Here is a 9,950-nt window from a genome sequence, read left to right as displayed (position 1 = left end):
CGCGGTGTCGCTTCTCGCTCCACAAAACCTAACTCAATCTCGTCCAAACATCCGTTGAGGCGGTCGTTTTCGGGCATAGATCACTCAGAAAACGCACCGCCTCACTCTTCATCCTTATCTGAACACCGCCACGGTGACGCGGACGAGATTTAAATCGGCGCCCCTCCTACCTGCGTTCGTGTGTACCCTCATCGTTGCGTGGCGCGTCTTCGAGGACGCGCCGGTCTGTATCGCTGCCAACCGCGACGAGCAGTTCGGCCGGCCGGCCACTCCGCCAGCGGTTCGTGACGGCTCGCCTCGCGTGCTCGCACCGCGCGACGAGGAGGCCGGCGGCACGTGGATCGGCTACAACGAACACGACCTCTTCGTCGGTGTCACCAACCGCTGGGAGGCCGGCGAGGGCGACCGCTCTCGCGGCCTCCTCGTGAACGACGCGCTTGAAGCGCCGTCCGCGACCGAAGCCCTCGCCCGCGTCGAGGCGGAACTCGACGACCGCGAATACGCGCCGTTCCACCTCCTGCTCGCCGACGAACACGACTGCGTTCTCATCGCGAACCGCGGCGACGAAACCGGCGGTGGCTATCGAATCGATGCCTTCGACCCCGGCGTCCACGTCGTCGTCAACGTCGGCGCCGTCGACGACTGGTTCGTCCCCTCGGCACGCCCCGAAATCGGGAAACAGCAGGCGGCCAACGCCGAGCGCCTCCGCGAGGAACTCCAGCCACGCGACGGCGAAACGGCCGCCGACTGGACGCGTCGAGCGGGCGAGTACCTCGGCGACCACGACTACGGCGTCTGCATCCACCGCGACGGCTTCGGCACGCGCTCGTCGTCGCTCATCCGACTCGGCGACGAGCGGTACTTCGCCTTCGCCGATGGCCCGCCATGCGAGACTCCATACGAACCCGTCGAAGACAGTCTTTAAAAGGCTCGCAGACCCACCTACACACAATGAGCGCTTCTGAGGAGGACCTCTCGGAGACCGAACGCGAAGGCCTCGAACTGATCCGCGAGAGCGGCGGCATTCATCAGAGCGACTTCTGGAAGGAACTGGACGTCGACTCCCGGAAGGGCAGTCGCATCATCGACAAACTGGCCGATTTCGGCCTCGTCGACCGCGAGGAGACCGTCTACGAGGGCCACAACACCTACTACATCACGCCCGTCCGCGACCCGAAAGACCTCGATTTCTCCCTGCTGATGGCCGGCGACATGCTCTCGCCGTTCGTCGGCGACGAGGAAATCGACCCCCAGAGTGACGCCTTCTCCCACTGGGTGATGAATCTCGCTTACCAGTAGTTTTGCGCTTTATACGACACAAAGGGTTGTGTCAAGGTTTTAGGTCAGTCGATGACTCGATAGACTGCTTTACCATAGTATACGAAACCCGACTTTTTGCCGCAGTTAGAATGGCCCTTAACTTCAGCCACCGGTGGGTATATAATACAATCACCTAACAGTCGATATATGGCTCGCTATCGACGGAAGCAACTGCGATATGGTGTCTCTTCCGGTGTTCTCGCATTTATCGCGGGCTGGGCTGTCGTTGCTCTGACGATGCCGACGGGAGTGTTCGAATCAACGCCTCGATGGCAAAGTACGCTCTGGGTCTATCTGGGGGCTCACTTAGTTGAATTATCGGACTCACATACTGGCGGCTACGGCTTTGATTCTGTCCAGCCTGTCGAAATCGTCGGGTTTCCTGATATAATCTATCTACTCCCGGTAATCGCGGTTGCAGTAGCTGCCGGCTATACCTGTTATAATCTTTATTCCACGCGAATCAAGCACAACGTATCAAACGGACTGGCGGCAGGTACGGGGTACTTCCTAACGGGACTCGTCGCGATGTTCGTTTCGAACATCAAACCATCAATCTCGATTATTCTGCTCTTCGCGCTGATTCTCGGGGGCGGAATCTGGATTGGGTCGACTCTACTCGGATACCTGAGTGGTGGTCTGCCGTTCTTTGGTGTAGCTTCGCTGGGAACTATCGTCGCAGTTGGTATCTTGGTACTTCTTGGTGGAATCGCAATCGTCGCATCCATTCGAGGGCTGATTTTGATGGCTTTCGGCGGTTCCATCGCTGTGGGAGTCGTGGTTGGCGTCAGCCGTCAGTTGGAAAGAAAAGGAAATAGGTATTCTAGAGACGTGGAACTTCCCCGGATTCGCGGGCTACAACTGTTCGTCGAGAACTATTGGTTCCAGATACTCGTTCTGGTGCTCGTGGCTGCTGCTTTGATTTACGGGATTTCAGGGAACGTGATACGAATTTAGCGATTCAAGAATCCCCATCAGGTACCGAACATTTCGGCTGATTCATCGTTGGTGGTCGTAGCATCCGGCGCGCGCAGCGCGCCGGTTTGGTTCGAGAGACGCCACAGGCGTCTCTCGTCATCACGAAAGACGGCGCGGCGCGCCGTCTTTCGAACGACACCGGACGCGAGGCCGAAGGTCGAGCGTCCGGCCTTTTTTCATCAACGTTTTTTAGCGGGGGTTGAGGCGGCGCGGAGCGCCGCCGATGCCCCCGCTAAAAAAGGTTGGGGCGAAGCCTATATACCCGTCCTGTGGCTTTCGGCGTGTATGGACGCCCACACCGTGATGGAGAAGTGGGAGGGGTCGCCCTTCGACGGCGGGTTCGACGGGTTGCGTGACCTGCAGTCGCGGGGATTCAGCGGTGCCGTCGAGGCCGGCGACAGCCGGCTGTTCCTCCGTGATGGCGAACCGCTTGCGGTCGTATCGAACTTCGAAGAGGCCCCCCGAGAGGGAAGCATCGAGACGTTCGAGGATGCAGTGGGTCAGGCACACGAGGCGGGACATCCGGGGACGGTGCCGCTGGCCGCGATGCTCGCCCTCGACGGGGAGGTCCGGGGCCGGTACTTCAGCGACGACACGCCGCTGTCGGATGTCCACGAGACGCTGTCCGGCGGTGGCTTCACCGGCTACGTCGAACTCTCGGAGAACGTTCTCAGCGGCGATTACTACATCGTGTACAGGAACGGCGACGCGGATTATATCGGCTATATTAGCTCCAGCGGCCGGCTCATTTCCGACGAGGAAGCCCAGGAGAAAGCCGAAGGCGAAATCGGGATCTACGAGGTCGTCGCCGTCTCCCTGTCGGATATCGAGATTCCGGCGGCGCCCGAACCCGATACCGGGACGGGAGCGGTCGGGGTCGCTTCCGAATCGCCATCGGCTTCGGATACGGCGACCGATGTCGGTCCCGAGGCGGCCACCGACGCCGACTCCGGCGCGGAGATGACGCCTGAACCGGAGACAGAACCGGGCGTGGCCTCGGAACCAGAACCGTCGGCGGAACCGGCCACCGAACCGGAGCCCACGGTCGAATCCGAACCGGAAACGGAGCCAGCAACCGAACCTGAACCAGCCACCGAGTCGGGGCCAGCAACCGAACCGAAACCGGAGCAGACGACGGAGTCGGAGACGGCGCCGACGACCGGGCCTGCCGCCGAGACGGCTGACGAGTCCGAGGAACCGGTCGACTCGTCACCGGTGCCACCGACCGCCGACGGCCCATCTGAAGCGGCTGGCGTCTCCGAGCCGGAACCGGCTCCGTCGTCGGCCGAGCCATCCGAACCGGCGACCGAGACGGACGGACGGTCGACCTCGGAGCCGTCGGCCGAAGCGGACGATGCGGCGTCAGCCGGCTCCTCGGCGGCGTGGCAGTCGACGGGACCGGCGGAAACGTCCCAGTCGACAGCCGAGACCAGCGCCGACCCCACCGGCTCGGTCATGGACGACTTGACGACGCGGTCGGTCCCGTCCATCGACCCGGAGAACACCGGCCGCGGGGAGAACGGTACGACCGACGGCACCGCTCGCGGCGGTGCAGTCGGGGCGACGTCGGCGGAGCGCGACCGGACCCAAGCGCCGGAGCCGGAACCGGAGCCGGAACCCACTCCCGAACCGGAATCGTCTGAGTCGTCGGGGTCGGAACCAGCCGCGGGGTCGGAGCCCGACGTCGAGGCGCGCATCGAGGAGGTCCGCGAGGAGTACGAATCGGAACTGGAGTCGCTGCGGGCGGAACTCGACTCGCTGCGTGCCGAGCGCGACCGCCTGCAGGAGCGGGTCGAGACCCTCCAACAAGAGACGGCAGGCGCCGGAGGTGGTGGCGTCAGCCTGACGCCGGAGCGCGCGCTCACGGGGACGAGCCTGTTCGTCCGCGACGAGGGGCCCGGCGGCCCGACGCTGGAGGACGCCCACGCGGGCAGCGTCGAACCCGAAGAGCTGGCGGAGAACCTCCGTATCGAGTATCACACCCAGTTCGAGGACGAGGACGCGACTGTCGACGGCGAACCGTTCGAGTCGTTCCTCCGGTCGTCGCCGCTGTACGCCTTCACGGAGTGGGTACTCACCGACCTGCTGTTCGAGATTCAGTCGACGCGCTCCGAGGGGGCGATGCGACCCCTCTACGACGCCCTGCCCGAGATCGACCGGGTGAGCTTCGGCGAACCGGTCACCGTCGGCGAGGGCGACGACCAGCAGGACATCGAGTTCGACGTCGTCGCGCGCGACCGGATGGGCGACCCGCTCGTGGCCGCCAACATGGACGAGAGTCGCGACCCGACCCGGGCGGCCTCGCTGGAACCGCTCATCGACGACGCCTCCGACGTGGCGATGGAGGCCGACCGGTTCGCGGGCGCCTTCGCAGTCACGTCGAGCTACTTCGAACCGGACGCGCTGGAAGCCGCTCGGGAGGCGACCAGCGGGAGCCTCCTCAGCCGGGAGAAGTATCGCAACTTCGTGAAGCTCTCGCGCAACAACGGCTTCCACCTCTGTCTGGTCGAATCACGCGACGAATCGTTCCACATGACGATGCCGGAACTGTAGCGGCGCCTTCGATTTTAGCGGGCGCTAACGGACGCCCGTGGCCGAAACGAGAAACGTAGAAACCGTTCAGTTCTCGATTTCGGGGACTTCGTCGATCTTCATCCCTTCGAGCTTGTCGATGATCTCGTCGACCTTCGTGTCGAGGTCGGAGACGAATTCGACGGTGTCTTCGGTGGTGATTGCGCCCTGGCTGGAGGGTTCGATGAGGTTCTCCTCTTCGAGAACGCGCAGCGAGTAGCGAACCTTGTGGTGGGGGTAGCCCGTCTCGTTGGACATCTTGACGATGCCGATAGGCTCGTTCTCGATGACCATCCGCAGCACCTGCAGATGGCGCTCCAGCATGTCTACTTCCTTCTCAAGCCGATCTATCATGGCATTTGTTAACTTGTGTTTGCAGGGTTTAAAAGTTGCTGTCCGTTCGGGACCCGAAACCCTCCCATCGGAGGTATTGGGTGGTATTTTCGCGGGTGCCGTTTATAGGCCTTGTGACGCCGGCCCATATGGCAGGCGTTCAGAGCGGGCGAGGCGGCCGAATCGACCGCATGCAGGCCGGCGCGCGCGAGACGGTGGGTGGCGGCGAGGCTGGCAATACCGTAATCGGTTTACCCGATTGGTCGAAACGTCGTTCCGATGACCGTAACCATCGTCGGTTCGCAGCTCGGCGACGAGGGCAAGGGCGGTATCGTCGACGTCTACGGCGATATCGCCGATGTCGTCGTCCGCTATCAGGGCGGCGACAACGCCGGCCACACCGTCGTCCACGAGGGCGACGAGTACAAGCTCTCCCTCGTCCCGTCGGGCGCCGTCCGAGGCAAAATCGGCGTCCTCGGCAACGGCTGTGTCGTCAATCCGCGCACGCTCTTCGACGAGATAGACACGCTCCGCGACCGCGGCCTTGACCCCGATGTCCGGGTCGCCGAACGCGCCCACGCCATCCTCCCGTATCACCGCGTTATCGACACCCTCGAAGAGGACGTCAAATCCGACGACGACCTCGCCGCCGGCACGACCGGCCGCGGCATCGGCCCGACCTACGAGGACAAGGCCGGCCGCCGCGGCGTCCGCATCGGCGACCTGCTCGACCCCGAGACGCTCCGCTCCCGCCTCGAATACGTCGTCCCGCAGAAACGCGCGCTCCTCGAAGAGGTCTACGACATCTCCATCGAGGACCACGAGGACATCGACCCCGACGCCTTCGACATCGAGGCCCTCTTCGAACAGTACCGCGACTTCGGCGACCGCCTCGCCGACGAGGACATGACCGTCAACTGCGGCGAGTTCCTCGCCGAGCGCCTCGACGAGGGCGGGGAACTCATGTTCGAGGGCGCACAGGGCACCTCTATCGACATCGACCACGGCGTCTACCCCTACGTCACCTCCTCGAACCCCACCGCCGGCGGCGCGACCGTCGGCACCGGCCTCGGTCCGACCGTCATCGGCGACGGCGAGGTCGTCGGCATCGTCAAGGCCTACCTCTCCCGTGTCGGCACTGGCCCGCTCCCGACCGAACTCGGTTCCGTCGACGGCCAGACGCCCGACGACGGCGGCCGCCCCGCCGAGGCCGACCTCGCCGAGTACATCCGCGATGAGGGCGGCGAGTACGGTACCGTCACCGGCCGCCCGCGCCGCGTCGGCTGGCTCGACATCCCGATGCTCCGGCATGCCGCCCGCGCGAACGGCTTCACCGGCCTCGCCATCAACCACATCGACGTGCTCGCCGGCCTCGACGAGGTGAAGGTCGGCCACTCCTACACCCTCGACGGCGAGGAGGTCTTCACGATGCCCCCGACGACCGAAAAGTGGGGCGACTGTGAGGCCAATCTCCGCTCCTTCGAGGGCTGGGATGACGTCGACTGGAACGCCGTCGCCGAGGAGGGCTACGAGGCGATTCCCGAGAACGCTCGCGAGTATCTGGACTACATCGCCGACGAACTCGACACGCCCGTCTACGCCGTCGGTGTCGGTCCCGGCCGCGAACAGACCATCGTCGTCGAAGAGTTGCAGTAGACTCTCTCGATTCTTCGTTCTTGGAGCCCAGCGGTGTGACGTCCGCATCCTCGCCGCAGAAAACCGTCGACCGGCGTTACCGCATGCCGGGAATCCGCCGCTGAACCTTCAGCGCCTTCGTCATGATTCTCGCGTAGAGCCAGTGGGGCACGCCCGGGGGATTGCTCATCCCGAGATGTTTCTGGACGGCGACCGTCTGGGGTTCGGTGTATTTCATGAACCCCTCGTCGCCGTGGCGGCGGCCGATACCGGAGTCCTTCATGCCGCCCATCGGGGCGTCGAGAGCGATCCATGCCGCGGCGTAGGCTTCGTTGACGTTGACGGTGCCGGTCTCGATTCGCTTAGCCAACCGCTTGCCGCGCTCGGTGTCCTCGGTCCAGACCGAGGCGTTGAGGCCGTAGTCGGTGTCGTTGGCCCGCTCGATGACGTCGTCCTCGTCGCTCCATTTATAAATCGAGACGACGGGGCCGAACGTCTCCTCGGCACAGAGAGCCATCGACTCGTCGACGTCGATGAGGACGGTCGGCTCGTAGAAGTAGGGCCCGAGGTCCGGGCGGGCGGTGCCGCCGGTGAGGACGGTCGCGCCCTCTGCTTTGGCCTCCTCGACGTGTTCGGTGACCTTGTCGAACTGGTCTTGGGAGATGAGGCTGCCGACGTCGACGTCGTGGCCGTAGCCCGCGCCGATGTGGAGGTCCTCGATTTCGCTGACGAAGGCCTCGACGAACTGGCCGTAGACGTCCTCGTGGACGTAGAGCCGTTCCAGCGAGATACAGAGCTGGCCGGCGTTGGTGAAACAGCCGCGGATGAGGCCCTCGACCGCGCGGTCGATGTCGGCGTCCTCGCAGACGATGCCGGGGTTCTTGCCGCCCAGTTCCAGCGAGACGTCGGTGAGGTGCTCGCCGGCCTGACTGGCGACGATACGACCGGTCTTGCCGGAGCCGGTAAAGCAGACGTAATCGGAGTTCGCGATGAGCGGTTCGCCGAGGTCGGACCCGGAACCCGTGGCGACCTGGAAGACGTCGCGGGGGACGCCGGCCTCCCGGAGCAGTTCGACGGCCTTCAGTGCGGTGTAGGAGGTCTGTTCGGCGGGCTTGAGGACGACACTATTGCCGGCCAGGATGGCGGGCAGGGCGTCGGAGACCGCAAGCGAGAGGGGGTAGTTCCACGGCGAGATGATGCCGATGGTCCCCTTCGGATGGTGGTGGACCGTCGTCTCGGTCAGGCCCGGAATCGCGGCATCGCGCTGCTCGCTTTCGAGGTACTCCTCAGCGCGATAGGCGTAGTGGCGGGCGGTGATGGCCACGTCGAGGATCTCCTCGTAGGCGTGGCGACGGGCCTTCCCGCTTTCGAGTTGGACGATATCGAGCAGTTCCTCGGCGTGGTCGAGCACGAGGTCGTGGTACTCGATGATGACCTCGGCGCGTTCCTCGACGCTCCGTTCGGCCCACGCGGTCTGTCCTTGGTCGGCCCGCTCGAAGGCGAATTCGATGTCGTCAGCGTTGCAGGCCGGCAGGCGGCCGATGGTGGAACCGTCGAACGGTGCCTCGACGTCGAAGCGCTCGTCGACGCCGCCGGCCGTGGTGACGTACGATTCGAGCCCTTCGAGTAGTTCGTGGTCGGCAGAGCCGATGTCCGACTCTACCGTGGACTCGGAGACTGTCATGGGCAGGTGTTCGCTCTACGGCGTGTTAACCGTACGGGAACGGGTGACAACGAAATGGCCGTTTCAGCCGATACACGCAGGTAACGGGCGAAACAAGCCGAAAAAGGTCGGGTGTCGCGGCGTGCCGGTCAGTGGATGCCGAGCGCCTCGATCTGCTCCTGATACCGGTTGCGGATGGTGACCTCCGTCACCTGTGCGACTTCGGCGACCTCACGCTGGGTCTTCTTCTCGTTGCAGAGCAGCGAAGCGGCGTAGATGGCCGCGGCGGCGTAGCCGGTCGGGGACTTGCCCGAGAGCATGCCCTTCTCGGCGGTGACCTCGATGATTTCGCGGGTCTTCTGTTCGACCTCCTCGCTGAGGCCGAGTTCCGAGCAGAAGCGCGGCACGTACTGGACGGGGTCGACCGGTTCGAGCCCGAGGGAAAGTTCCTGTGCGATGTAGCGGTAGGTCCGACCGATCTCCTTCTGTTCGACGCGAGCGACCTCGGCGACTTCGTCGAGGCTACGCGGGATGCCCTCCTGTCGGCAGGCGGCATACAGCGCGGCGGTGGCGACGCCCTCGATGGAGCGGCCGCGGATGAGGTCCTCGTCGAGTGCCCGTCGATAGATGACCGAGGCGACCTCGCGTACCGAGCGCGGGACGCCGAGCGCCGAGGACATCCGGTCGATTTCACTGAGGGCGAACTGCAGGTTACGTTCGCCGGCGTCCTTGGTTCGGATTCGCTCCTGCCACTTGCGGAGTCGGTGCATCTGGGAGCGCTTCTCCGAAGAAATCGAGCGGCCGTAGGCGTCCTTGTCCTTCCAGTCAATCTGGGTGGTCAGCCCCTTGTCGTGCATCGTCTGGGTGGTCGGCGCGCCGACCCGGGACTTCGATTGCCGCTCGGAGTGGTTGAACGCACGCCATTCGGGACCGCGGTCGATGTTCTCCTCCTCGATGACGAGCCCGCAGTCCTCGCAGACGAGCTCACCCCCGCCGTCGGCGCTTCTGACGAGTGAATCCGATTCGCACTCGGGACAGCCAGTCTCTTCCTCGCTTTCTGTCTCGTCCTCGCTGGTGCGCTCACGCTGGCGGGTGGGCCCTGGCATTATGCTTATATGGTTTGCCTACTCCACATATAAAGTCTTTGCACTAACTGCTTGTTGCCCCAAAAATCCCGGGGATTTTCCCGTCGGACGGCACCGAATCACATAGTTCCGGAAATTCCTGCTCCTATTCGGGGTCGGCGGCCAGGTCGACGTGACCGAACGACCGGCTCTGACGGCTCGCGCGCGGTCCGGTGGCACGGAGCGCCATCGACGACGGCATCGCGTTAAGTTAAGCATGATTCCACCAGACGGCGAAGGCTTGAAGCCACGATTCTGCGGTCGTCGGCTTCACGTGGCTGAACGTGTTTGAAAACGAAGAGGTACGCCGCTTTACTTCTCGAAAG

The 9,950-nt window shown here is 64.0% G+C and carries 8 protein-coding genes and 2 pseudogenes; 5 read left to right on the top strand and 5 right to left on the bottom strand.

Annotated elements, in window-relative coordinates:
- Positions 1–77: pseudogene (locus tag U5914_RS16805) on the bottom strand (IS6 family transposase); the annotation flags it as partial.
- 101 nt (positions 78–178) lie between these two features.
- On the opposite strand from U5914_RS16805, the gene U5914_RS16800 reads away from it, so the two are divergent.
- From U5914_RS16800 to U5914_RS16785, 4 genes are all read left to right on the top strand, one after another.
- Positions 179–925: an NRDE family protein gene (locus tag U5914_RS16800; protein ID WP_336136899.1), complete on the top strand. Its 747-nt coding sequence runs from the start codon at positions 179–181 to the stop codon at positions 923–925.
- 26 nt (positions 926–951) lie between these two features.
- A complete protein-coding gene (locus U5914_RS16795; protein WP_336136898.1) occupies positions 952–1,299 on the top strand; it encodes a helix-turn-helix transcriptional regulator in 348 nt (115 codons plus the stop codon).
- Between the two features lie 168 nt (positions 1,300–1,467).
- Positions 1,468–2,277 (top strand): DUF7978 family protein, encoded by an 810-nt coding sequence (locus U5914_RS16790; RefSeq protein WP_336136897.1) that lies wholly within the window; start codon positions 1,468–1,470, stop codon positions 2,275–2,277.
- A 306-nt stretch (positions 2,278–2,583) separates the two neighbouring features.
- Positions 2,584–4,851, top strand: a complete 2,268-nt coding sequence (locus U5914_RS16785; protein ID WP_336136896.1) for a DUF7527 domain-containing protein — start codon at positions 2,584–2,586, stop codon at positions 4,849–4,851.
- Between the two features lie 66 nt (positions 4,852–4,917).
- Here U5914_RS16785 and U5914_RS16780 read toward each other — a convergent pair whose 3' ends face one another.
- The gene (locus U5914_RS16780) at positions 4,918–5,223 is read right to left on the bottom strand and encodes a hypothetical protein (RefSeq protein ID WP_336136895.1); all 306 of its coding nucleotides are present in this window, start codon (positions 5,221–5,223) and stop codon (positions 4,918–4,920) included.
- 258 nt (positions 5,224–5,481) lie between these two features.
- Here U5914_RS16780 and U5914_RS16775 point away from each other — a divergent pair, with 258 nt between their 5' ends.
- Positions 5,482–6,858 carry an adenylosuccinate synthase gene (locus tag U5914_RS16775; RefSeq protein WP_336136894.1) on the top strand — a complete coding sequence of 459 codons (1,377 nt, stop codon included), beginning with the start codon at positions 5,482–5,484 and terminating at the stop codon, positions 6,856–6,858.
- Positions 6,859–6,934: 76 nt separating this feature from the next.
- Here U5914_RS16775 and U5914_RS16770 read toward each other — a convergent pair whose 3' ends face one another.
- The 3 genes and pseudogenes from U5914_RS16770 to U5914_RS16760 all read right to left on the bottom strand — a co-directional run.
- Positions 6,935–8,521, bottom strand: a complete 1,587-nt coding sequence (locus U5914_RS16770; RefSeq protein ID WP_336136893.1) for a succinic semialdehyde dehydrogenase — start codon at positions 8,519–8,521, stop codon at positions 6,935–6,937.
- A 128-nt stretch (positions 8,522–8,649) separates the two neighbouring features.
- Positions 8,650–9,606, bottom strand: coding sequence for a transcription initiation factor IIB (locus tag U5914_RS16765; protein ID WP_178289211.1), 957 nt, complete (start codon positions 9,604–9,606; stop codon positions 8,650–8,652).
- A gap of 229 nt (positions 9,607–9,835) precedes the next feature.
- A pseudogene (locus U5914_RS16760) lies at positions 9,836–9,950 on the bottom strand (IS6 family transposase); the annotation flags it as partial.

Origin of the sequence: Natronomonas amylolytica (assembly GCF_037031205.1) — an archaeon.
GTDB classification, from domain to species: Archaea; Halobacteriota; Halobacteria; order Halobacteriales; family Haloarculaceae; genus Natronomonas; species Natronomonas amylolytica.
This window is presented reverse-complemented; position numbering and strand designations above follow the sequence as displayed.